At 65.0% G+C, this 22,680-nt stretch carries 22 protein-coding genes; 19 read left to right on the forward strand and 3 right to left on the reverse strand.

Going from position 1 to position 22,680, the window contains the following annotated elements; all coding sequences use genetic code 11:
- The first annotated feature begins 101 nt into the window (after window positions 1–101).
- The 10 genes from ASG67_RS03365 (at window position 102) to leuB (ending at window position 9,828) form a co-directional block, all read left to right on the forward strand.
- A complete protein-coding gene (locus ASG67_RS03365; RefSeq protein ID WP_056525182.1) occupies window positions 102–419 on the forward strand; it encodes an AtpZ/AtpI family protein in 318 nt (105 codons plus the stop codon).
- A 33-nt stretch (window positions 420–452) separates the two neighbouring features.
- The gene (locus tag ASG67_RS03370; RefSeq protein WP_268796272.1) at window positions 453–1,244 is read left to right on the forward strand and encodes a F0F1 ATP synthase subunit A; all 792 of its coding nucleotides are present in this window, start codon (window positions 453–455) and stop codon (window positions 1,242–1,244) included.
- Between the two features lie 71 nt (window positions 1,245–1,315).
- Window positions 1,316–1,543, forward strand: coding sequence for a F0F1 ATP synthase subunit C (locus ASG67_RS03375; protein WP_038662560.1), 228 nt, complete (start codon window positions 1,316–1,318; stop codon window positions 1,541–1,543).
- 67 nt (window positions 1,544–1,610) lie between these two features.
- A complete protein-coding gene (locus tag ASG67_RS03380) occupies window positions 1,611–2,105 on the forward strand; it encodes an ATPase (RefSeq protein ID WP_056525185.1) in 495 nt (164 codons plus the stop codon).
- Window positions 2,098–2,736, forward strand: a complete 639-nt coding sequence (locus ASG67_RS03385) for an ATP synthase subunit B (RefSeq protein ID WP_056525188.1) — start codon at window positions 2,098–2,100, stop codon at window positions 2,734–2,736. Before ASG67_RS03380 ends, ASG67_RS03385 begins: the two co-directional genes overlap by 8 nt.
- A gap of 76 nt (window positions 2,737–2,812) precedes the next feature.
- Window positions 2,813–3,133: a DMT family transporter gene (locus ASG67_RS03390; protein ID WP_056525191.1), complete on the forward strand. Its 321-nt coding sequence runs from the start codon at window positions 2,813–2,815 to the stop codon at window positions 3,131–3,133.
- Window positions 3,134–3,182: 49 nt separating this feature from the next.
- Entirely contained in the window at window positions 3,183–5,102 is a 1,920-nt protein-coding gene (gene uvrC / locus ASG67_RS03395) for an excinuclease ABC subunit UvrC (protein WP_056525193.1), read from the forward strand.
- Window positions 5,103–5,199: 97 nt separating this feature from the next.
- A complete protein-coding gene (locus ASG67_RS03400; RefSeq protein ID WP_056525198.1) occupies window positions 5,200–7,998 on the forward strand; it encodes a DUF3857 domain-containing protein in 2,799 nt (932 codons plus the stop codon).
- Between the two features lie 19 nt (window positions 7,999–8,017).
- Window positions 8,018–8,752 (forward strand): DNA repair protein RecO, encoded by a 735-nt coding sequence (gene recO / locus ASG67_RS03405; RefSeq protein ID WP_056525201.1) that lies wholly within the window; start codon window positions 8,018–8,020, stop codon window positions 8,750–8,752.
- Between the two features lie 29 nt (window positions 8,753–8,781).
- Window positions 8,782–9,828: a 3-isopropylmalate dehydrogenase gene (gene leuB / locus ASG67_RS03410; protein ID WP_056525204.1), complete on the forward strand. Its 1,047-nt coding sequence runs from the start codon at window positions 8,782–8,784 to the stop codon at window positions 9,826–9,828.
- A 39-nt stretch (window positions 9,829–9,867) separates the two neighbouring features.
- Here the strand turns inward: leuB and ASG67_RS03415 are convergent, their stop codons facing one another.
- Window positions 9,868–11,103: a phospholipid carrier-dependent glycosyltransferase gene (locus ASG67_RS03415; RefSeq protein WP_056525206.1), complete on the reverse strand. Its 1,236-nt coding sequence runs from the start codon at window positions 11,101–11,103 to the stop codon at window positions 9,868–9,870.
- Between the two features lie 65 nt (window positions 11,104–11,168).
- On the opposite strand from ASG67_RS03415, the gene ASG67_RS03420 reads away from it, so the two are divergent.
- From ASG67_RS03420 to ASG67_RS03430, 3 genes are read left to right on the forward strand one after another with little or no spacing between them, the layout of a single operon-like run.
- Window positions 11,169–12,377, forward strand: a complete 1,209-nt coding sequence (locus tag ASG67_RS03420) for a trans-sulfuration enzyme family protein (RefSeq protein ID WP_056525209.1) — start codon at window positions 11,169–11,171, stop codon at window positions 12,375–12,377.
- A complete protein-coding gene (apaG, locus tag ASG67_RS03425) occupies window positions 12,377–12,775 on the forward strand; it encodes a Co2+/Mg2+ efflux protein ApaG (protein WP_056525212.1) in 399 nt (132 codons plus the stop codon). Before ASG67_RS03420 ends, apaG begins: the two co-directional genes overlap by 1 nt.
- Entirely contained in the window at window positions 12,772–13,563 is a 792-nt protein-coding gene (locus tag ASG67_RS03430) for a LysR family transcriptional regulator (RefSeq protein WP_056525215.1), read from the forward strand. The genes apaG and ASG67_RS03430 overlap by 4 nt, the downstream gene beginning before the upstream one ends.
- Before the next feature lie 22 nt (window positions 13,564–13,585).
- On the opposite strand, the gene ASG67_RS03435 is transcribed toward ASG67_RS03430, so the two are convergent.
- On the reverse strand, window positions 13,586–14,437 hold the full coding sequence (locus ASG67_RS03435) for an ABC transporter permease (protein ID WP_056525218.1): 852 nt from the start codon (window positions 14,435–14,437) through the stop codon (window positions 13,586–13,588).
- Window positions 14,438–14,500: 63 nt separating this feature from the next.
- Between ASG67_RS03435 and ASG67_RS03440 the strand changes: the two genes are divergently transcribed.
- Window positions 14,501–15,184 carry a GcrA family cell cycle regulator gene (locus tag ASG67_RS03440; RefSeq protein ID WP_056525221.1) on the forward strand — a complete coding sequence of 228 codons (684 nt, stop codon included), beginning with the start codon at window positions 14,501–14,503 and terminating at the stop codon, window positions 15,182–15,184.
- A 293-nt stretch (window positions 15,185–15,477) separates the two neighbouring features.
- Here the strand turns inward: ASG67_RS03440 and ASG67_RS03445 are convergent, their stop codons facing one another.
- Window positions 15,478–16,317, reverse strand: a complete 840-nt coding sequence (locus tag ASG67_RS03445) for an outer membrane protein (protein ID WP_056525224.1) — start codon at window positions 16,315–16,317, stop codon at window positions 15,478–15,480.
- A gap of 148 nt (window positions 16,318–16,465) precedes the next feature.
- Between ASG67_RS03445 and parE the strand changes: the two genes are divergently transcribed.
- From parE to queC, 5 genes are all read left to right on the forward strand, one after another.
- Window positions 16,466–18,445: a DNA topoisomerase IV subunit B gene (gene parE, locus ASG67_RS03450; protein ID WP_056525228.1), complete on the forward strand. Its 1,980-nt coding sequence runs from the start codon at window positions 16,466–16,468 to the stop codon at window positions 18,443–18,445.
- A 104-nt stretch (window positions 18,446–18,549) separates the two neighbouring features.
- Window positions 18,550–19,740: an aspartate aminotransferase family protein gene (locus ASG67_RS03455; protein ID WP_056525232.1), complete on the forward strand. Its 1,191-nt coding sequence runs from the start codon at window positions 18,550–18,552 to the stop codon at window positions 19,738–19,740.
- Between the two features lie 138 nt (window positions 19,741–19,878).
- A complete protein-coding gene (argF, locus tag ASG67_RS03460; protein WP_056525235.1) occupies window positions 19,879–20,796 on the forward strand; it encodes an ornithine carbamoyltransferase in 918 nt (305 codons plus the stop codon).
- Between the two features lie 113 nt (window positions 20,797–20,909).
- Window positions 20,910–21,827 (forward strand): Hsp33 family molecular chaperone HslO, encoded by a 918-nt coding sequence (locus tag ASG67_RS03465; protein ID WP_056526424.1) that lies wholly within the window; start codon window positions 20,910–20,912, stop codon window positions 21,825–21,827.
- A gap of 153 nt (window positions 21,828–21,980) precedes the next feature.
- Window positions 21,981–22,679, forward strand: coding sequence for a 7-cyano-7-deazaguanine synthase QueC (gene queC / locus ASG67_RS03470; protein ID WP_056525238.1), 699 nt, complete (start codon window positions 21,981–21,983; stop codon window positions 22,677–22,679).
- Window position 22,680: the final 1 nt, after the last annotated feature.

A 22,680-nucleotide genomic window follows, 5' to 3' on the forward strand; every position in this document is an offset into this window, starting at 1 on the left:
TTGGCCGGTTACGCTTTCTAAACGGACGGCGCCTTGGCGGGGTCGCTCGCCGTTCTCGTGTTTCCCCCGGTATGGCCAATGTTTTGGGCAGGGGATGATACGTGGCGGAAAACGACTCCGGACGGGACTTCCATGACGCGGAGGACCCGCGACTTTCCGCGCTCGACGAGCGTTTGCGAGAGGCGCGAGTTCAGGAAGCGGCACGGTCGGGGGTGAAGGTGGATACGGACCGGGGATATTCCCAGGGAAACCGCGTCATCTCGGCCTTGATCGGAAGTCTGGTCGGCAGCGCGCTGATCGGGTGGTGCATAGACCGCTGGTTCGGCACGACGCCATGGGGGCTGATCGTATTGCTGTTCCTCGGGATAGCGGTCGCGTTCAGGCAGATCATTCGTATAGGCAACGAGCGCCCGGAGTGATCCGAGCGCTTTTTCGTAGTTTGGAGCTAGTTGGTGGCGGCGGCAGAAGGCAGCAAGATCGACCCGATGCACCAGTTCCTGATCGAACCCGTGCTGGGTTCGCATTGGGTGGTGGGCGGCTACGACCTGTCGTTCACCAACTCCGCGTTGTGGATGGTGGTGACACTCGCCTCGCTGATGGTCTTCATGATCGGCGGGATGAAGCGCGAGCTGGTTCCCGGTCGCTGGCAGGCCGCTGTGGAGGGTTTCACCGGCTTCGTCTCCAACATGCTGACGTCGAACGTCGGGCCTGAAGGCAAGCGGTTTATCCCTTATGTCTTCTCGCTGTTCATGTTCATCCTGTTCGCCAACATCCTGGGATTGTTGCCTTTCGGTGTCGTGCCGGGTGTCCATCCGTTCACCGTTACCAGCCACCTGACCGTCACCGGCGTGCTCGCGATCATCTCGTTCGCGATCGTCCTGATCGTCGGCTTCGGCCGCCACGGCTTCCATTTCTTCTCGCTGTTCGTGCCGCACGGCACGCCAGTGGTGATGATCCCGCTGATCTTCGTCGTCGAGCTGATGAGCTTTCTGGTACGCCCGTTCTCGCTGGGTCTGCGACTGTTCGTCGCGATGACCGCCGGGCACATCCTGCTGAAGGTGCTGGCGGCGTTCGTCATCAACGGCATCAACATGGGTCCGGGCTATGCGGCGATCGTGACGCTGCCCAGCTTCGTGCTGATGATCGGCATCACCCTTCTGGAACTGCTGGTCGCGGCGATTCAGGCCTATGTCTTCGCGTTGCTGACGAGCGTGTATCTGAACGACGCGGTGAACCTGCACTGACGCGCGTGCGCGTGCGCAGGTGTGACTTTCGAGACTTTCCACCCTTTTTTATCTGACCTGGAGTGATTGATATGGACGCAGAAGCCGCAAAGATGATCGGCGCCGGTCTGGCCGCGATCGGCATGGGCCTCGCCTCGCTCGGCGTGGGCAACGTGTTCGCCAAGTTCCTCGAAGGCGCCCTGCGCAATCCGGGCGCCGCGGACAGCCAGCAGGGCCGCCTGTTCATCGGTTTCGCCGGTGCGGAGCTTCTCGGCCTGCTCGCGTTCGTGACGATGATCATCCTGCTGTTCGTCGCCTGATTTAAGAAGCCGTATCGGCCGGGTGTCCCTTTATCGGGGGCTCCCGGTCGAACGCTGAAGGACGCGCATGCCCCAGATTTCCCAGATCGCCGCCACTTATGCCTCGCAGATCTTTTGGCTGCTCATCACGTTCGGCCTACTCTACTTCGTAGTGGGTCGCGGGATGGTGACGAAGATCGTGGCCACCGTCGACGCGCGCGAATCGCGGATCGCCGGTGATCTTGCCGCTGCCGAAGCCGCCCGGCTTCAGGCGGACAGGACGGAGGAGGCATGGCGCGTCGAGATGGAGGCGGCACGCACCGCCGCCGCCGCCGACACCAACGCTGCCAAGATTCAAGCGACTCAATCGGCAGAATTGCAGGTCAAGGCGGCGGACGCTGAATTGGCCGAGCGTCTGGGACACCACGATCTGGCGATCGCCAATGCCAAGGCAGAAGCGCTCGCCAATCTGGAAACCGTCGCTGCCGAAGTGGCCCAGCAGCTTGTCGCCAAGCTGTCGGGCGTTCAGGTGAGCGTCGATCAGGCCGCGCATGCGGTTCGGGAGGTACGGGCGCATGGCTAATCCCGGCATCAATGCCAGCACGGCCGTCGCCGACAACCTCGCCGACGCCGCTCATGAAACCGGCATGAACGCAGTGCCGATCAAGGAAGGCGACGGCGTCCACGGCACCGTCGCTTCCACGGAAGAACACGCGCCGTCGCCGACCGCGCTCGGCTTCGACTCCACCGGCTGGGTCGCCATTGCGGCGCTGGTCGTCGTGGCGATCATGTTGTGGAAGAAGGTGCCGACGCTGATCGGCGGCATGCTCGACACCCGCATCGCCGCGATCCGCACGCAATTGGACGAGGCCGCCAAACTGCGCGCTGAGGCCGAAGCACTCCGGGCGGAATACGAGGCCAAGGCCAAGTCGGCTCATGCCGACGCGGAGACGATGCGCGAGCATGCCCGTGCGGAGGCCCATGGCATCATCGTCAAGGCCAAGGCAGATGCCGAAGCACTGATGGATCGTCGCGCCAAGATGGCCGAAGACAAGATCGCCGCTGCCGAGCGCGCCGCGATCGCCGAGGTCCGTGCCCGCGCCGCCGATGCCGCTGCCAAGGCGGCGGGCCTGCTGATCGCCGAGCATCACAATGCGACCGCCGACCACGCGATGGTCAGCCGCACGATCGCTGGGCTCGGTCGGCCGAACTAAGACGTTCGAAGAATATCGGGCCGCCTCTTCCGGGTTTCCGGCGGCCCGCTTTCAAACGAGCCCGTGGGAGAATCCCATGTATTGGCTCGTCCTCGCCGTCGCCGTCGGCACTGAAATCTGCTGGGCACTCAGCCTGAAATGGGCGGCGACGCTCGCGACATGGCAGGCATCGTCGGTGCCGATCGTTCTCAGCTTCGTCAACATGGGCCTGCTGGCTGTGGCGATGCGCGGACTGCCCGCGGGCACGGCCTATGCGGTCTGGACCGGGCTTGGCGCGGTCGGTGTCATCATCGGCGGTGTTATCCTGTTCGGCGACCGGGTCGGACCGGTGCAGATGGGTTTCATGGCGCTGACCGTCGTCGGCGTCGTCGGCACGAAGCTGTTCGCGCAAGTATAGCGACACGGGGGTAGCCGCAGCGCGGCCGGCACCCTAGATTCCGGCAACGATGTCAGCCCCCACTTCCGATCGCTTCAACGAAGAACAACAGACCTACACCCTGCGCGGATCGGACACGCCCGATCTCGACGCCGGCGTCGCCGCGATCCGCAACGTGCTGCAAACCCTGCCGCAACGCTCGGGTGTCTACCGGATGCAGGATGCCAAGGGTGACGTGCTTTACATCGGCAAGGCGCGCTCGCTGAAACACCGGGTGGCCAACTATACGCAGATCAAGGCCCTGCCGAAGCGCCTGCAACGGATGGTGTCGCAAACCCGGTCGATGACGATCGTTACGACGAACAACGAGGCGGAGGCGCTGCTCCTCGAAGCGCAGCTCATCAAGCGTTATCGCCCTGCCTACAACGTCCTGTTGCGCGACGACAAAAGCTTCCCCTTCATTCTGCTGCGGGCCGACAGCGATTTCCCGCGCGTCCAGAAGCATCGTGGCGCCCGCCGCGCGGTCGGCAATTACTATGGCCCCTTCGCAAGCGCCGGCAGCGTTAACAACACGCTGAACGCCCTGCAAAAGCTGTTTCTGCTGCGCTCGTGCACCGACGGCTTCTTCAAAACCCGCGATCGGCCATGCCTGCTCTACCAGATAAAGCGCTGCTCGGCGCCCTGCGTCGGCCGGATCGACAAGGACGGCTATGCTGAGTTGGTCGGCGACGCGAAGGATTTCCTCGCCGGCAAGTCGACGCAGGTTCAGGCCAAGCTAGGCGCGCAGATGCAGACGGCGGCCGAAAACATGGACTTCGAACTTGCCGCGCTGTTCCGCGATCGTCTCCGTGCGCTCACCTTCGTGCAGGGGACGCAGGCGATCAATGCGGAGGGTGTGGGCGATGCCGATGTCTTCGCGCTTGCCTGTCAGGACGGCCTGATCGGCATCCAGGCATTCTTCATCCGCGGCGGTCAGAACTGGGGCCATCGCAGTTTCTTCCCCACCCACACCGCCGAGGTGCCGGAGGACGAGGTGATGACCAGTTTTCTCACCCAATTCTACGAAGAGGTCCCGCCCGCCCGCCATATCCTGCTGGACCGCGAACTGGAAGAAGGCGAGTTGCTGGCCCAGGCACTGGGCGACGCCGCCGGCTACAAGGTCGCGCTGTCGGTGCCGCAACGCGGCGACCGCCGTCGGCTGATGGAACAGGCCAAGCGCAACGCCGTAGAAGCACTGGAACGCCGGCTCGCCGAAAGCACCACGCAGGCCAAGCTGTTGCGCGAGATCGCCGAGTTGTTCGAGTTGGAAGGGCCGCCCGACCGTATCGAAATCTACGACAACAGCCATATTCAGGGCACCAACGCTCTCGGCGCGATGGTCGTCGCCGGGCCGGAGGGTTTCCGCAAAGGTCAGTATCGCAAGTTCAACATCAAGGGGAACGAGGCGGCGACCGACGATGATTTCGGTATGATGCGCGAGGTGTTCCGCCGTCGCTTCACCCGGCAGATGGAGGAAAATCCCGATCGTGACGACGCCAGCTGGCCCGATCTCGTCCTGATCGACGGCGGCCGTGGCCAGTTGAATGCCGCCAAGACCGTCCTGGAGGATCTGGGTATTGAGGACGTCTGCCTCGTCGGCGTCGCCAAAGGGCCGAACCATGGTCGTGAGGGGCGGGAGGTGTTCCACCTCATGGATGGCCGCGAACTGACATTGCCGGTGAATGCGCCCGTCCTGTTCTACCTCCAGCGCCTGCGTGACGAGGTTCACCGTTTCGTGATCGGCGCGCATCGCGACAAGCGGGCAAAGGCAATGGGCGCTTCTCCGCTCGACGAGGTGCCTGGTATCGGTCCCGCCCGGAAGAAGGCGCTATTGATGCACTTCGGCACGGGCCGCGCCGTCCGCAACGCCAGCCTCGACGATCTGCAGCGGGCACCGGGCGTCTCCGGGGCAGTCGCTCAGCAGGTCTATGACTTCTACCACGCGCGCTGATCGGAACACGGATAAGATCGGGACATAGGAACCACGGAATCTTCATTGATCGTGCACGTGGTCCGGCTACGATCATGTTGGTTCAGTGGGGATTAAGATGGCGCGGTGGGGTTGGTCGGTCGGGGCGTGGGCGTTGCTGGCGAGCACTGCCCATGCAGGGGAGACGCCGCTGTATCAGCCGGCGCCCGACTGGGTGAAGCCCGCCCCGGCGATCACGCCGGCGCAACTCGCGCCCGCCGCGCCGCTGTTCGTGCTGTTCGACAACCAGCAGCGGCTGCAGGACGGTCAGGTCTGGGGCTATGTCGATCGTGCGACGCGGATGGCGTCGGCCGAGGTGCTGGCACAAAGCGGCACGCTCACCATTCCATGGCAGCCGTCGAACGGTGATCTGATCGTTCACCGGGTGGAGATCGTTCGCGGCACCGATCACATCGATCTGCTCGCCGGTGGCAAGCGTTTCACCGTAATCCGCCGCGAACAGCAATTGGAACAGCGGGAGGTCAACGGCGTGCTGACCGCGACGATGCCGGTCGAGGGGCTGCGCATCGGCGACTTGCTGCGCGTCGCAGTGTCGATCACCAACCGCGATTCCGCCTTGAAGGGGCAGGTGCAGACCAGCGCGCCGTTGCCGGTCACCCCGTTCCGTATCGGCTATGCGCGCACGCGCTTTGTGTGGCCAGTCGCCGATCCCGTCCAATGGAAGACCTATGCCGAGGGTGCGAAGCCCGTGGTCACGACCACCGGCGGCTATCGCGACCTGACAGTCGAGGGCATCCTGCCCAAACAGCCCGATATCCCGACCGATGCCCCCGTCCGCTTCGCCCGTCCGACAATCGTCGAGGCGACCAGTTTTGCCGGCTGGTCCGCCGTCTCGAAGACGATGGCAGCGCTCTACACCACAGCAGGCCTAATTCCTGCCGGCAGTCCGCTCGCCGGCGAGGTCGCGCGGATCAAGGCAGCCTCTGCCGATCCGGTAACGCGCGCGGCGCAGGCACTGGAACTCGTGCAGGAAAAGATCCGCTATCTGTTCAACGGCATGGACGGCGGTAATTACCGACCGCAAGCACCAGCCGAAACCTGGACGCTGCGCTATGGCGATTGCAAGGCGAAGACGCTGTTGCTTCTCGCCCTGCTCCATGAACTGAATATCGACGCGGAGGCAGCAGTCGCGCCCGCGCAGGCGGGCGACCTGATCGCCGGCCGTCTGCCGATGCCCGGCGCGTTCGACCATGTGATGGTGAAGGCCATGATCGGCGGAGAGACGCTGTGGCTGGACGGCACCGCCGGCGGCACGCGGCTGGTCGATATCCATGACGTTCCGCCGTTCCGTACCGTGCTGCCGCTCCGTGACGCCGGGGCGGATCTGCTGCCGGTGCCGTTCCGCCCGGATACACGCGCGGATGGCGAGGTGACGCTGGACCTTGATCAGCGTGCCGGCGTGACCTTGCCGACGCTGATGTCGGTCTCGATGAAGTTCCGTGGTCAGGCGGCATCGATGATCGGCCTCGCCGCCGAACAGGTGACGGCGGATCAGCGCCGCGAGATGGTTCAGGGCCTCGTCACCAAACTGGTCGGCGACACCCGGCTGGCCGATGAGAAGATCGCCTATGACGCGGCCACCGGCTTCGCGACCGTCACGGCGACCGGTATGTTGACAACCCCGTGGCGGCAGGAGCGGGAACGGCGCCGGTTCACGCTCGATCGCGTCGTCGGGCAGATCGAATTCACACCTGACCGGATTCGGCCGGCATGGCGCGCGATGCCGGTGATCGTGGGTGCGCGCGAACGACTGGTGATCCACACCCGGCTGCATCTGCCGCAGGACGGACAGGGCTTCGCATTGGGCGGGGATCAGACGCTCGGGGAAACGATCGCCGGCCGGGCGATCAAGCGCAATACGACGTTGGCGGCTGGCCTAGTCACGGTCGACGAGGAAAGCGCGACGGTCGTGCCGGAAATCGCCGCGCCCGACGTCGCTGCCACCCGCGCCCGTCTGGCGTTGGCGGACACCCGCCTGCTGGAGGTCGTCGCGCCGGCCAATCTGCCGTCCGCCTATGCCAGTGCCGTCGCTGCCCGGCGCAGCGGGACGCTGAAGCCGATCCTCACCGCCTATGCCAAGGCGATCGAGAATGATCCGGGCGACAAGGACGTCTATCTTAATCGCGCCCGTTTCTTCGATGGCATATACGATCGCGCCGCCGCGATCCCCGATCTGGGCAAGGCGCTGGAGATAGAGCCGGAGGTGTCGACCTATCTCTGGCGGGCCAATCTGTACGACCAGACCGGTGATCCGGTAAAACAGGTCGCCGATCTGAAGCAGGCGGCGGAACTCGATCCGGCCAACAGCGACGTGGTCGGTGCGATGGCAGGATACCGGATAGATCATGGCGAGCAGGCGCAGGCGCTGGCGATGGTTCAGGAGCATGTCGACGCCGGTGGTAAGGATGCAGGCAGCTATCTGGCGATGAAGGCCGACCTGCTCGCCAAAGCAGGGCGCAAGGACGAGGCACTGGCCGCGATCGATGCCGCGCTGGCTGACGATCCGGCGAGCGCCGCGCTGCTCAATTCACGCTGCTGGATCAAGGGAACGCTGGGCGTCCAGCTGGATACCGCGCTAAAGGATTGCTCGCGTTCGATCGAACTCAGCAGTGGCAGTACCGCCGTAATCGACAGTCGGGCGATGGTATATTTTCGCCTTAACCGTCTCGACGAGGCGATGACGGACCTCGGCACCGCGCTCGCCACCTCGCCCGATCAGGCCGCCAGCCTGTATTTGCGCGGGATCATCCGCGCCCGGCAGGGCAAGCTCGCCGAAAGCAAGGTCGACGTCGCCACCGCACGCGCGATCTGGCCGCAGGTCGATCGCGAATATGCTCGGTGGGGTATCAAGCCCTGATCCTCACGCGCGCGCCCTCATGCATCTGACCACCCGCGCCATCCTGTTGTCCGCGCGGCCGCATGGTGAGCATGGCAGCGTGGTGCGGGCGCTGACGCGGGATGACGGCGTACAGCCGGGCTATGTTCGTGGCGGTCGGTCGCGGTCGCTGCGGCCGGTGCTCCAGCCGGGCAACATCGTGATGGGCGAATGGCGGGCGCGGACCGCGGAACAATTGCCTGCGCTGACGCTGGAACTCATCGACAGCGCGGCGGCGCTTCACGGCGAGCCGCTGGCCGCGACGGCGCTCGACTGGATCACCGCGTTGACCACCGCGACGTTGCCGGAGGCGCAACCCTATCCACGGCTATATGACGGGCTGACAGGCGTTCTCGCCGCGCTGCTCGCCGCGCCCAGTGCGCGTGGGTGGTCGGTGGCGCTTGTTCGGTATGAACTATTGTTGCTCGGCCAATTGGGTTTTGGCCTCGACCTCGATCATTGCGTCGTGACCGGCACGACCGACGATCTCGGCTATGTCAGCCCGCGCACCGGTGGGGCGGTCAGCCGTGATGCCGCGATGGGATATGAGGAGCGGTTGCTGCCGATCCCCGCCTTCCTGCCCGGCGGCGCGGACACGCCGGACTGGTCCGATATTCTGGCGGGTCTGCGCCTCACCGGCCATTTCATCGCTCGCGATGTCCTCAACGATCGCCGCGCCGCGCCGCTCGCCGCACGCGACCGGCTAATCGATCGGATCAAGAGAGCGGTTGCGTAAGCCTGCCCCTGACGGCAGAGGCACCCGTCATGACCCTCATCGCACTACTCGCCGGCGACGGCATTGGCCCCGAAGTCACCGCTCAGGCCCGCCGCGTGCTGGAAGCACTCGCCCCCGATCTGGTGTTCGAGGAGGGTGCGGTCGGTGGTGCAGCCTATCGCACGCAGGGCCATCCGTTGCCACCGGAGACGCTGGCGCTGGCCAAGCGGTCGGACGCGGTGCTGTTCGGCGCGGTCGGCGATCCCGCCTTCGATGCGCTGGAACGCGCGATGCGGCCGGAACAGGCGATCTTGGGATTGCGCAAGGGCCTTGGCCTGTTCGCCAATCTGCGCCCGGCCAAGCTGTTCGCGGGTCTGGAAGACGCCTCCGCCTTGAAGCCCGAGATCGCGCGCAAGATCGATCTCGTCATCGTCCGTGAGCTGACGGGCGACGTCTATTTCGGCGACAAGGGCAGGGGCATCACCCGCACCGGCCTGCGCGAGGGCCACGACCTGATGCGCTATGACGAGGTCGAGGTCGCCCGCATCGCCCGCGTCGGGTTCGAGACTGCGCGTACCCGCCGACACAAGCTGTTGTCGGTCGATAAGGCCAATGTCCTCGAAACCTCGCAACTGTGGCGCGATGTGGTGAATGAAGTGGCGCGCGACTTTCCCGATGTGGCGCTCAGCCACATGTATGTCGACAATGCCGCGATGCAGTTGGTCCGCGATCCCGGCCAGTTCGATACCATCGTCACCGGGAATCTGTTCGGCGACATCCTCTCGGATCAGTCATCGATGTGTGCCGGTTCGATCGGCATGCTCCCCTCCGCCGCGCTCGGCAGCAGCGCGCAGGGGATGTACGAACCGATCCACGGCTCCGCGCCGGACATCGCCGGTCAGGGCAAGGCCAACCCCTGCGCCGCGATCCTGTCTGCCGCGATGATGTTGCGCCACTCGCTCGACCGCGCTGACGTTGCCGACCGTATCGAAACCGCCGTCGCCGCCGCCATCCTGGCCGGCGCCCGTACCGCCGATCTGGGCGGCAGCATGACCACCGACGCGATGGGCGATGCGATCATGGTTCAGTTGGGATAAATACCTTCCCTCCCACCCACGGGAGGGAAGGTGGCCATATCAAGGCCAACTGGACAGCCACATCCACCGCTCGAACGCTCGCGGCCCAGATAGCGGCGCGGCGGAGATGATCGGGTAAAAGTGCAGGAACAGCCCCGCCACTAGCACTATATACGCCTCATCCCACCCCGCCAGCCGAACCCGCCATCGATTCAGCGCCACCGCGATGGCGATGCACAGCCAGATGCTCGGTAGATAATAATAATAAAAGAAACCCAACGACTTGGGGATGATCGCCCACACCGCGAACCCGGCGATCCACACCGCCGCCGCCACCCCCAGCCGCACGTCGCGCGTCCGCAACCAGCCGAGCGCACAGGCCGCCACCGCGATCAAACCGCCCCAGATCACCGCCGGGTTGCCGATCATCAGCACCCCGCGCTGCGCCCCGTCCACCTGTTCATACAGATACCAGATCGGTCGGATGTCGATCGGCCAGGTCCACCACGACGATTGATAGGTGTGCGGCGGCAACACCTGCGTCTGTTGCGCATACATCTTTAGTTGGAACGGGATGAGCGTCGCCAGCGTCAGGGGATCGCGCCCGTAGAAGAAGGCCGGCGCGAAGGTGAGGAAGTACGCCGCGACGCTGACCATCCCCAGCACCGCCAGCCCGGCGATTACGTCCATGCCGGCCCATCGATCCGGCCGCCGATGCTTCAGCACCACCAGCGCCAGGCCCGCGAACGCCACATACGGCGCGGCGGTCCACTTGCACCCCGTCGCCAGCCCGAGCAGCACCGCGCCCGCCACCCATCGCCGCCAGACCTGTGGCCGTGTGCCGTGCATCGCCCATAACAGGCACACCGCCCCGGTCACGACGAACGCCGCCATGAACCCGTCGAGCATCGCGATCCGGGCCTGCACGAACACCGTGAACCCCAACATCGCGCACACCGCACCCGTCGCCGCCGGGCGCAGTTGTCGCGTCCCCAGCCACAACAACGCGAACACGCCCGCGACCACGGCCGTCCCCGCCAGCGTCGATAACGCCCGCCATCCCAGCGCATTGTCGCCGAACAACGCGATACCGGCGGCGATCAGCGTCTTGGCCATCAACGGATGTTCGATGTTGATCGGACCATCCAGCGCCAGCAACTGGCGCGCGGCGGGCACATAATGCACTTCGTCGAACATCAGTTTGTGCGGCGTGGTGAGTCGCCACGCGAACAGAAGCTGCGCGACCAGCGCGATCAACAGGCCGAGCGGGACGGGGCGGCGAAGGAATTGTGGCACGGGCCGCCTTGTTCCCCGTCCGCCCTTCACTTGCAAGCGTTCGCCCATCGGGGCAAAGCGCGCGGATGAAGCGCAAGACCGGCCAGGACCGCACCATCACCTCCACCTGGAAGCCCGCGACGCAGGCGATCCGGGGCGGCACCGCGCGTTCCGAATATGGCGAGACATCGGAGGCGCTCTTTCTCACCTCCGGCTACGCCTATGACTGTGCCGGCGACGCCGCCGCGCGGTTCGCGGGCGAGCAGGTGGGGATGACCTATTCCCGCCTCCAGAACCCCACCGTCGAGATGCTGGAACAGCGCATCGCCCTGCTCGAAGGGGCGGAGGCGTGCCGCAGCATGGCGACCGGCATGGCGGCGATGACCGCCGCCTTGCTCTGCCAATTGCAGCAGGGTGACCACCTCGTCGGCGGCCGCGCCGCATTCGGATCGTGCCGCTGGCTGACCGACACCTTGCTGCCCAAGTTCGGCATCGCCACCACTGTCGTCGATGCCCGCGATCCGCAGGCGTTCCTCGATGCCGTCAGGCCGGAGACGAAGGTCTTCTTCTTCGAAACGCCCGCCAACCCGACGATGGACGTGGTCGATCTCGCCGCGGTCTGCGCGATCGCGCGTGAGCGCGGCATCGTGACGGTGGTCGATAACGCCTTCGCCACGCCGGTCTTGCAACGGCCGATGGAATTCGGCGCGGACGTCGTCGCGTATTCCGCAACCAAGATGATGGACGGGCAGGGCCGGGTGCTGGCCGGCGCTGTCTGTGGGACGCAGGACTGGATCGACAACACGCTGCTGCCCTTCACCCGCAACACCGGCCCGACACTGTCGGCGTTCAACGCCTGGGTGGTGCTGAAGGGGCTGGAGACGCTCGACCTGCGTATCCGTCGCCAATCGGAAAATTCGGTGAAGGTCGGTACCTTCCTCGAAGGCCGCGTGCCGCGCGTGATGCATCCCGGCCTTCCCAGCCATCCGCAGCACGAACTTGCGATGCGCCAGATGGCTGCCGCTGGCCCCATCTTTGCGTTCGAACTGGATGATGGGCGCGAACAGGCACATGGGTTGCTCGACGCACTGGAATTGGTCGACATCTCGAACAACATCGGCGATTCCCGGTCGCTGATGACGCATCCGGCATCCACCACCCATGCCAGCGTCTCCGTCGAGAAGCGTGAGGAAATGGGCATCAGCGAAGGCATGCTGCGCTTCAACGTCGGGCTGGAGGACGCGGACGACGTGATCGCCGATCTCGATCAGGCGCTACGGCAGGTCGGCCTGTGATGAAGGCGCTGTTCCCTCACGCGACGACGACGCTGGGGGTAACGGTGCGTGTGTCGGTGAGTTATCTGCCCGAACAATCGGAACCGGCGCGTGGGCGCTGGTTCTGGGCCTATCACATCCGGTTGGAGAACGAGGGCGACCAGACGGTACAGCTCCTCACACGCCATTGGATCATTACCGACGGCCGCGGCGCGCGCCATACAGTGGAAGGCGAGGGCGTCGTCGGTGAGCAGCCACTGATCGATCCCGGCGCCAGCTTCGATTATGTCTCCGGCTGCCCGTTGGCGACGCCGACCGGGGCAATGCAGGGCAGTTACCGCATGATCGGCGAGGACGGCGCCACCTTTGACGTCGATATTCCCCGCTTCGCCCTGATCGCGCCGACGGTGACACCATGAAACGCACCCATCTTCCGCTGAACGGCTTGCGCGTCCTCGATGCGGCCGCTCGCCACCTGTCCTTCACCCGTGCCGCAGACGAGCTTGCAGTCACTCCGGCGGCGGTCGGTCAGCAGATCAGGGCGCTGGAGGACACACTGGGCGTCGTCCTCTTCCGCCGCACCACGCGCGGCCTGGAACTGACGCCGGAAGGCGAGGCGGGGCTTGCGCCGTTGCGCGACGGCTTCCTGCAGTTCGAGGAAGCCGTGCGGGCGATGCAGGCGGGGCAGTCTTCCAAGTCCCTCACCATCGCCGCCCCCCGCGACCTGACCGAGAAATGGCTGATGCCGCGCCTCGCGCGGATTGCCGCGACAGACCCCGACCTGCGCTTCGTGCTCCTGTCCGCCGAAGAAGGGATCGACTTCACCCAAGCCAATCTCGATCTCGCGATCCGCTGGGGCGACGGGCCGGGCGAGCATGAGGGGGAGGCGATCGAATCGGACGGCATGATAACCGTCACTGCGCCCACCGAAACCGCGACGAGCATCATCACTTGGCCTGGTAGTCCAGATGGCGACGCCACAGCGCCGATGCAGGTCGCCGACGCCGGCCTGGCGCTCGACGCCGCCGCCGCCGGTCTGGGTCGGGCGACGGTGCCGGAGCTGCTCGCGGCGAACGACCTGGCGACCGGCCGCGTGGTGGCGATCGGTGAGACCATGCCCTCGCGCGGCGGTTATTGGCTCGTCGCACCATTGCCACAGTGGCGGCAGAAGAAAGTGAAGGCGCTGGTCGAGGCGCTGGCGGTCTGACGCGCCCGGTGCCGAACGGCGCCTAGTTCTTCAGCCGCCAACCGCGCTTCAGCAGCGTGTAACAGGTCAGCCCCAGCATCACGTCGATCCCCAACACGACCAGCGCGCCGAACATCACCGGCGAATCGGCGATTCCCAGAAAGCCGTAACGGAAACCTGAGATGATGTAGAAGAAGGGATTGGCATGGCTGATCGCCCGCCACGTCGGATCGAGCGCATCGACCGAATAGAATGTCCCAGACAGCAACGAGAGCGGCGCCACGACGAAATTCGTCACGGCCGCGGCATGGTCGAACTTCTCCGCCCAGATCGACGTCAGCACACCCAGCAGTGCTAGGAAGATCGATCCGCCGATGCCGAACCACAGGATCGCCAGCGGCGCCCGCGGCATCACATGCACGCTCGGCCACAGCGCCATCGCCAGTCCCACCGCGCATCCGACGAAGATCGCCCGCGTCACCGCGCCGCCGACCAGCGCCGCTAGCAACTCCGCCGTCGACAGCGGCGGCATCAGATAATCGACGATCGTCCCCTGGATCTTGCCGACCAGCAGCGAGAAACTGGCGTTGGCGAATGCGTTTTGCAGCATCCCCATCACGATCAGGCCGGGGGCGATGAAATCGGCGAACGGCACCGCGATTCCAGCGACCTGCACCGCATGCCGGCTGCCCAGTGCGACGGTGAAGATGACCAGGAACAACAGCGTCGTGATCGCTGGCGCCCAGATGGTCTGGAGTTGCACCTTGAAGAAACGGCGCACCTCCTTGATATAAAGGGTGCGAAGGCCGCCCCAGTTGATGCTACGGATGACGGGCACGCCGGGGGCGTTGCGGACCGCTGACTGAATTTCGCCGATTGGGGGCTGGCTGCTCATCGTGCAAGCGCGTAGTCGCTGCCGCCGCCGCCCGCAACCGGCCGTATTGCTGAGGAACGACGAATGTCATGGACCGACGAGCGGATCGAAACGCTCAGGAAGATGTGGGAGGGCGGCCAGACGGCCAGCCAGATCGCGGAAGCGCTGGGCGAGGTTAGCCGCAACGCCGTCATCGGCAAGGCGCATCGTCTTGGCCTGCAGGCACGGCCGTCGCCGGTGAAAATGTCGCCGAGCGAGCCCACGCCGGTTGTGGTCGAGGCAGTGTCTGAACCCGTCGTAGAGGCAGCGCCACCGCCGCCACCCCCACCGCCGTCGGCGCCGCCTTCACCTCCGGCTCCTGAGCCCGAGCCGGAAGCCGAGGATGACGAGGTCGTCGCGACCCCCGAAGTCGTGCGCGAGACACCGCCGCAACCGATCCTGCGCTCGGTCGGCCCCGGCGGCTTCCTGCGTCAGGCACCCGGCGAGCAACAACCGCCAATCGCGCCTGCACCGCCGCGTCGATTGGTGCCCGCCAAGCCATCCGCCGAGATCGCCGGCAAGACTAGCCTGCTCGATCTGAACGACCGTATCTGCAAATGGCCACTCGGCCATCCGGGTGAACCGGACTTCCATTTTTGCGGCAAGGCGGTGAACCCGGGTTTCCCGTATTGTGTGGATCACTGCGGTCATGCCTATCAGGCGCAGTTGCCCCGCCGCGATCGCCGTCCTCCGCCGCCGCTGCCGTTTGGCGGCCCTCGCGTTCGATAAGGCGCCAAGCGCCTGCGGACGCGAAGGCCGCTTGGCCGACGCAGCCAGGGGTGCGTTCGATGTTACGGGCGTTGCCCAGAGCCGGACCGCGAAGGAGGGGGATCGAGACAGAAGCCCGCCCGTCCTGAACTCGCAGACTTCTCGTTCTCCAGCGCACGACAAAAGGGCCGCTTCCGTGAGGAAGCGGCCCTTTTTCTATCCCGCCGCGGCTACAGCCGCGTCGTCGAACAGCGCGATGCGCTGCCGGCCGGACTCGAAGGACTGAAGCCTTTCGACGTTAGTCCTTCTTCGCCTCAGAACCGGAACGCCGCTGTCGCGCGGATGCTGTGCCAGCGGAACTTGTCGTCGCTGCGTGCGATGTCAGTGCCATTCACCGTGCCGCCGTTGTTGGCGTTCGTGAAGGGCGTGCCGGCCGGACCGGTCACGCGGACGCGGTAATCGTTATCCTGATACTGGTGGTACATATATTCCATGCCCACCGAGAAGTTACGGCCGAGCTTCTGCTCGATGCCGCCGCCACCCAGCATGCCCCACTGGTTACGATCGCCACGGCCGGTGAACGTGTTGGTGCTCTGCGACGACGAGAACGACCGATCGATGCGGGCATAACCGGCGCCGAACGTGCCATAGAACAGCGTCGTGTCAGCGGCATAACCGGCGCGGCCACGGATCGACGATTCCCACTTCACACTACGCGTCATCACGTAGTTGGCGGGGGTGGACGAGAAACCCGTAACGCTGTCGGTGATCTCTGACTTGCCGAACTCGCCGACTGCACCGATCACAATGTTGCTGCGCTGCACGTCCATGCCGACGCGGCCGTAATAGGCCCAGCCGTCCTTGTCATTACGGCAGGCGACGTTGCCGGTCTGGGTTGCGCGACCGTTGCAGAAACCGGGGTTGAACGCGTTCCCGCCGGCGCCAGTCAGCACGGTGTTGTTGAAGTTACCGTCCAGGTTCCGATCGAACAGGATGCGCGAACCGACATCGTTCGGCTGTACGTCGTAACCGCCGGCCGCGCCGACATAGATGCCCGAGAACGGACGATCCTCGGTGGTTTCCTGTGCGAAGGCGGGCGTCGCCAGAGCAGCGAAGGAGGCCAGACCGAGCAGGCCGGCAGTCAACTTTTGCATGAAAATTCCGTCATCTTTTTGAATGGAACCACAGGAACGGGTGAAAACACTGGAAATATCCTGACTGATCCAAGTTGTTTTCAGCTGTGGCAATCGCGCCACAGCCGACGCGCTGGCTTCGTCCTGCGACACGGCCTATGTTCTTCCTATGTCCAAGGATCTGTTCGCGGCGCCTCCCGCTCAGGAAAGCTATGACGCCTCGTCGATCGAGGTGCTGGAGGGGCTGGAGCCGGTCCGCCGTCGTCCCGGTATGTACGTCGGCGGCACCGACGAACGCGCGCTGCATCATCTCGCCGCCGAGGTGCTCGATAACGCGATGGACGAAGCGGTCGCCGGCCATGCGACCCGGATCGAAGTGACGCTGGAGCCCGGCAATCGCCTGACCATCATCGACAACGGCCGCGGCATTCCGGTCGATCCGCATCCGAAGTTCCCAGACAAGTCGGCGCTGGAGGTGATCCTCTCCACCCTCCACTCGGGCGGGAAGTTCGCCGGCAAGGCCTATGCAACCAGCGGCGGTCTGCACGGCGTCGGCATCTCCGTCGTCAACGCGCTGTCGTCGGACACGGTGGTCGAGGTTGCCCGCGACCGGCAACTCTACCGCCAGCGTTTCGCCAAGGGCCAGACGCTCGGCCCGCTCGAACAGGTCGGCGCCGCTCCTAACCGGCGCGGCACCTCGGTCGCCTTCACCCCGGATACCGAGATCTTCGGCCCCGAACTCGCCTTCAAACCAGCCCGCCTGTACAAGCTCGCTCGGTCAAAGGCATATCTGTTCGCCGGTGTCGAAATCCGCTGGCATTGCGCGGCCGAACTGGTGGAGGGGAGCGACACGCCGGCCGAGGCGGTTTTCCAGTTCCCTGGCGGCCTCGCCGACCATTTGCGCGAACAAATCGGCGGTCGCGAGTGCGCAACGGCGGATTTCTTTGCCGGGTCACAGGACTTTCCGGGGGGGCAAGGCCGCGTCGAATGGGCTGTCGCCTGGCCGTTATGGAGCGACGGCAGTTTCAGCTGGTACTGCAACACCATCCCGACCCCCGATGGCGGCACGCACGAACAGGGCCTGCGTCAGGCGCTCGTGCGTGGCCTCCGCCATTTCGGCGAACTGGTGAACCAGAAAAAGGCAAAGGACATCACCGCCGACGACCTGATGGTCGGCAGCGAACTGATGCTGTCGGTTTTCATCCGCGAGCCGCAATTTCAAAGCCAGACCAAAGACCGGCTGACCAGCCCCGAGGCGGCCGGTCTGGTCGAGCGTGCCATGCGCGATCATTTCGATCACTGGCTCGGCCACAACATGGACCGGGGCAAGGCGCTGCTCGGCTATGTCCTCGACCGGATGGATGAACGCCTGCGCCGCAAGGCCGAACGCGACGTCAAGCGCAAGACCGCGACCTCGGCGCGCAAGCTGCGCCTGCCCGGCAAGCTGACCGACTGTTCCGCCAACGACCCCGCCGGCACCGAACTGTTCATCGTAGAGGGTGATTCGGCTGGTGGCTCGGCCAAACAGGCGCGCGATCGCAAGACGCAGGCGATCCTGCCGATCCGCGGCAAGATCCTGAATGTCGCGTCGGCCACCAGCGCGAAGATCTTCGCCAATCAGGAAATCGCCGATCTGATCCAGGCGCTGGGTTGCGGCACGCGCAAGGACTGTATCGCCGATAATCTCCGCTACGAACGCATCGTCATCATGACCGACGCCGATGTCGATGGCGCGCATATCGCCACGTTGCTGATGACCTTCTTCTTTCAGGAAATGCCCGATCTCGTGCGGCGCGGGCATCTGTACCTGGCCCAGCCGCCGCTCTATCGCCTGACCGCCGGCGCGAAGTCGCTCTACGCTCGGGACGACGCTCACCGCGCGGAACTGGAACGCACCGCGTTCAGAAACAAGAAGGTCGAGGTCGCGCGCTTCAAGGGTCTGGGCGAAATGAACCCGATGCAGCTGCGCGAAACCACGATGGACCCCGCCAGCCGCTCAATGATCCGCATCACCCTGCCCCAAGAATATGAGGAGCGCGCAGGAGTGAAGGACTTGGTCGATCGCCTCATGGGCACCAACCCCGCCCACCGCTTCGCCTTCATCCAGGAAAACGCCGCCCGGCTGGACGAGGAAGCATTGGACGCCTGAAGAATAGGAAGCGCGGTCATGGTGTTGACCGGCTGTGCCGTCTGCCCGTATCAGGCGCATCGGGCGGCCCCCTTGGCCGCCCTTTCTCGTTGGAGGGAGCCACCATGTCTACGCCCGCGCTCATGCCCGTCTATCCACGGTGCGGTGTGCGACCGGTGCGAGGCGAGGGCGTGTACCTGATCAGCGAGAATGGCGACCGCTATCTTGATTTCGCCAGCGGCATCGCGGTGAACGCGCTGGGTCATGGCCACCCGGCGCTGGTAAAGGCGATCGCGGATCAGGCGGCGACGCTGATGCACGTGTCGAACCTTTATGGCAGCCCGCAGGGCGAGCATCTGGCGCAGCGACTGGTCGATGCGACCTTCGCCGACACGGTGTTCTTCACCAATTCGGGGGCCGAGGCGGTGGAATGCGCGATCAAGACCGCGCGCCGTTATCATTTCGCCAATGGCAATTCGCAGCGGCACGACTTGATCACGTTCAACAACGCGTTTCATGGCCGCACGCTCGGCACGATCTCGGCCACCAATCAGGCCAAGATGCGCGACGGCTTCGAACCGCTGCTGCCCGGCTTCAAATACGCGACGTTCAACGATCTGGCCGGCGCGTTGGCGCTGATCGATGATAATACGGCCGGCTTCCTGGTCGAACCGATCCAGGGCGAGGGCGGCCTGACGGTCGGCACAGACGAGTTCATCCAGGGGCTGCGCGCCGCCTGCGACGAACACGGCCTGTTGCTGGTACTGGACGAGGTGCAGTGCGGATACAGCCGCACCGGCAAATTCTTCGCCCACGAACTCTACGGCATCACGCCCGATATCATGGCGGTGGCCAAGGGTATCGGCGGCGGTTTCCCGCTCGGCGCCTGTTTGGCGACCGAGGAAGCAGCCAAGGGCATGGTCGCCGGCACTCATGGCTCCACCTATGGCGGCAATCCGCTGGCGATGGCGGCGGGCGAGGCGGTGCTTGACGTGATGCAGGCCGATGGCTTCCTCGATCACGTCACCGCGATGGGCGATCGGCTGCGGTCGTCACTGGAACAGATGATCCCCAACCATGACCATCTTTTCCATGAGGTGCGCGGCCGTGGGCTGATGATGGGACTGAAGCTGAAAAGCGACAGCCGTCGCTTCGTCGCGCATTGCCGTGACAACCACGGGTTGCTGACGGTCGCGGCAGGCGAAAACGTTGTCCGCATCCTGCCGCCGCTGGTGATCGACGAAAGTCATATCGCCGAATTCACCCAGAAACTGAGCGACGCCGCACGGGTGTACGTCCCGGCGAGCGACGACTGAAACGATCCTCCCCGTTCGCGGGGAGGGGACCATGCGAAGCATGGTGGAGGGGGACCGCTTCAACGGCAGCGCTCGTGGATACTTTCTTCCACGCGATGAAACCGTGGTCCCCGTCTTCCTTGCAGGGAAGGATCGAACATGCGCCATTTCCTGAACTTGTACGATGCGGGCGCCGACGGTATCGCCGCGATGCTGGCCGACGCGCTCGATCGCAAGGCGGCCCGCGCCGGCTGGGCAAAGGGACGTGTCGATGGTGACGCTCCGCTTACCGGTCACACGCTGGCGATGGTGTTCGAAAAGAACTCCACCCGTACCCGCGTCAGTTTCGACATGGCGATCCGCCAGCTCGGCGGCACGTCGGTCGTGATGGACGCCGGCACCATGCAGCTCGGCCGTGGTGAAAGCGTGGCCGATACCGCCCGTGTCCTGTCGGGCTATTGCGACGCGATCATGATCCGCACCGACGATCATGCCAAGGTCGAGGAGATGGCGCATTACGCGTCCGTCCCCGTCATCAACGGGCTGACCGATGCCTCGCATCCCTGCCAGATCATGGCCGATCTGCTGACCATCATCGAATCCGGCAAGGCGCTGCCCGGCCTGAAGGTCGCGTGGCTGGGCGATGGCAACAACGTGCTGGCGTCGATCGTCGAGGCCGCCGGGCTGATGCAGTTCGACGTCGTTGCCGCCTGTCCACAAGGGTTCGCCCCGGACGAGGAAGCAATCGTCGCCGCGTCCGGCCGCGCCCGTGTCGTCTCCGATCCGCGTGAGGCGGCGGAGGGTGCCGACATCATCGTCACCGATACCTGGATATCGATGGGTCAGGCTCATGCCGATGCCAAGCTGAAGGCGCTCGGTCCCTATCAGGTCACGCCCGACCTGATGGCGCTGGCAAAGCCGGATGCCAAATTCCTCCACTGCCTGCCCGCGCATCGCGGCGAGGAAGTGGCCACGGCGGTGATCGACGGTCCCCAGTCGCTGATCTGGCCTGAGGCGGAGAACCGCCTGCACGCGCAGAAGTCCGTACTGCGCTGGTGCTTCGACCAGATCGGTTGATCGCCGCCCGGTCGCGCCCATATCCGTCTGGCCGGCACTCACCGGCGCTTCCCTTTTCAGGCGCCCTTTGCGGCGACAGGGTCCGGTTACCGCCGGACTGACGGATGACGATGATGACCGAGCAAATTCTTTCCGACACCGACCGTGCCTTGGGCTTCACGATCCCGTCCCGCCACGCCCGCGGCCGGGTCGTGCGCCTGGGGGCGTCGCTCGACACGATCCTGTCCGCCCACGCCTATCCGCCGGCGATCGAACGGCTGCTCACAGAGGCGCTGGCGCTGTGCGCGCTGATGGGATCGACGCTGAAGGATGAAAGCGGGCAGCTGACCATGCAGACGCGCAGCGATGCCGGCGTGGTGCAATTGCTGGTCTGCGATTACCGCGGTGGGGAGCTGCGCGGATATATCCAATATGATGCCGACCGGCTGGCCGAGGCACCGGAGCAGCCGACGCTGTTCGCGTTGTTCGGTCAGGGATATCTGGCGATCACCTTCGATCTCGCGACGTCTGGTGAACGATATCAGGGCATCGTGCCACTGGACGCCGAAACGCTGGCCGAGGCGGCGCAAAGCTACTTCGTGCAGTCCGAACAGATCCCGACCCTGATCCGCCTGGGCATCGGCCGCGATGCCACCGGCCGCACCATCGCCGGTGGTATGCTGCTCCAGCATCTGCCGGAAGGGGAGGTTGGACGCGAGCGCCTCCATACTCGGCTCGATCACCCGGAATGGGAGCATGTCGCGGCGCTCGGCAGCACGATGGGCGTCGACGAGCTGGCCGACCCGGCGATCCCGCTGGAAACGCTGATCTGGCGGTTGTTCAACGAAGAAAGTGAGATCCGCGTCCTGGCATCGACGCCGATCGTGCGGGGTTGCCGGTGCACGCCCGACCATATCCTGGGCGTTCTCGCAAAATTTCCGGTCGAGGATCGGCGCGAGATGGCGGATGCGAATGGCGTGATCGAAGTCGACTGTGCATTTTGCGCGACGAAGTTTCCGGTGTCCGCCGAGGACCTGACGCCGATGCGTTAACGCCCTGTTTACGCGTTTACGGTTAGGAGAATCAGGTGCTTGTTCTTCAGCACGTGTTTCTCCCTCGGTGGGTCGTTCCCATCACACCTCGGGGCCGTGCGATCCGCGCGGCCCTTTCTTTTTGTCGAAAGCTGGCCTAGCTCGCGGCGGATCATGAATACTCAGCCTCTTGCGGTCGTCCTTGTCTCGGGCGGCCTAGACTCGATGGTGTCCGCCGCGCTCGCGCGCGAAGCCGGATACCGCCTGCTCGCCCTGTCGATCGATTATAACCAGCGGCACCGCGTCGAACTGGCCGCCGCCCGCCGCGTCGCCACAGAGCTTGGCGCCGAACGCCATGTCGTGTTGCCGCTCGACCTGTCGGCCTTCGGCGGCTCTGCGCTGACGGACGATATCGATGTGCCCAAGGACGGCGTCGGTGCGGAGGGGCAGGGCGGCATCCCAGTTACCTATGTCCCGGCCCGTAACACCATCTTCCTCAGCTTGGCCCTCGGCTGGTCGGAGGCGGCGGGCGCCCGCGATCTGTTCATCGGCGTCAACGCGCTCGATTATTCGGGCTATCCCGATTGCCGACCTGAATTCATCCATGCTTTCGAAGGACTCGCCGAACTGGCCACCAAGGCCGGGGTAGAAGGCGCACCGTTCCGCATCCGCGCGCCGCTGCAACACATGACCAAGGCGGATATCGCCCGTGAAGGGGCACGGCTCGGCCTCGACATGGGGCTCAGTTGGTCATGCTATGATCCGGCGCCGGGTGGTCTCCACTGCGGCTTGTGCGATAGTTGCCGCCTGCGGGCCAAGGGGTTCGAGGAAGCGGGCATCGCTGATCCCACCCGCTACGCCGCCAAGCCATGAG

The sequence above is a fragment of the Sphingomonas sp. Leaf339 genome (assembly GCF_001426195.1).
Taxonomy (GTDB): Bacteria; Pseudomonadota; Alphaproteobacteria; order Sphingomonadales; family Sphingomonadaceae; genus Sphingomonas.